Source organism: Mycobacterium sp. IDUB_9 (genome assembly GCF_055419505.1).
In genome coordinates this window covers 1-203 of the sequence record NZ_JBVAXU010000028.1, presented here as the reverse complement: position 1 = coordinate 203, position 203 = coordinate 1, and the positions used below count along the sequence as shown (strand labels likewise).

The 203-nt window shown below is 69.0% G+C and carries 1 protein-coding gene; it reads left to right on the top strand.

Going from position 1 to position 203, the window contains the following annotated elements; genetic code table 11:
• Nucleotides 1-203, top strand: a 203-nt coding sequence (locus tag ACZY08_RS29760) for a hypothetical protein (protein ID WP_463748181.1), incomplete at both ends; no start/stop codon positions are given.

Sequence of the window (203 nt, the reverse complement as noted above, 5' to 3'; positions counted from 1 at the left end):
GTGCACACCCATGACACTCCGGGTGGGCAGTTGGCGACGTATCTGGCGGCCTGGCAGGCCGGCGCGTCGGCGGTCGATGGTGCGGCTGCGCCGTTGGCGGGGACGACGAGTCAGCCGGCGTTGTCTTCGATCGTGGCTGCCGCGGCGCACACGTCGTTCGACACCGGGTTGTCGCTGAGTGCGGTGTGTGATCTGGAGCCGTA